This window comes from Facilibium subflavum (assembly GCF_003574485.1).
GTDB lineage: Bacteria > Pseudomonadota > Gammaproteobacteria > Francisellales > Francisellaceae > Facilibium > Facilibium subflavum.
The window spans coordinates 1-755 of record NZ_QLIT01000208.1; the positions used below are offsets into that span (position 1 = coordinate 1).

Below are 755 nucleotides of genomic sequence, written 5' to 3' on the forward strand. Positions count from 1 at the left end.
GCGTTAATTCCATATAGCACTGGTTTGTACTATCAAAGTGATGTTAGCCCTTATTCCATATAGGTTGTAGCCATATATTTTTCAGTCAAATTTAGCAAGAACACTTTCCACAATCCCTTTAATATCAAGGTTTTGAGCGTTTTCACAAAAAACAAAATTTCCAAGCAGACTAATATGTTGCCATGCTACAGGTGAAAGCCGCTTAATTTGCTTGCACAGTTTCTCATCACCTCTCGCCTCAGCCTGTGTTAGTAGCTCTGATAACAATGAAGCATTGTAATAAATAATACAGCAAGCTAATACTCGATTGCATTGATTGCTGATTTCAAGCGCATTTTCAGATTTACCAAGGATTTTTTTGCCATTGACCTGAAATAACGCAGATCGTATTTGATGAAAAGCTTCACCACGATTTAATGCCCGATGCACGTTTCTTCTTAACTGAAGATCATCGATATATCTGAGCATGTAAATGCTCATAATGATTCTATCAAATTCAATGAGTGCTTTGAGTGTCTTGTTTTTTCGAGAGTATGATGATAATTTTTTTATAATTGTACTTGGAAGTGTATTTATATTATGTTCTAAGCTGCCTTTTTCAACCCAAAAAGAACATGTTTCTCCCAAACCTTAGGCCAAGTATAAGTATTCATCGCTGCTCTTAATGTAAGTATATTGTGCAGCCCATCCCTTGACCATTTCATGTGTTGTTGCCCCTTACAGCGTTGATTAATCAAACTCTCAACATTGGACTC

General features: G+C 36.2%; 1 protein-coding gene. It reads right to left on the minus strand.

The window, feature by feature from the left end:
- Positions 1-81: 81 nt before the first annotated feature.
- Positions 82-627, minus strand: coding sequence for a Tn3 family transposase (locus DNK84_RS11425; RefSeq protein ID WP_119344631.1), 546 nt, complete (start codon positions 625-627; stop codon positions 82-84).
- Positions 628-755: the final 128 nt, after the last annotated feature.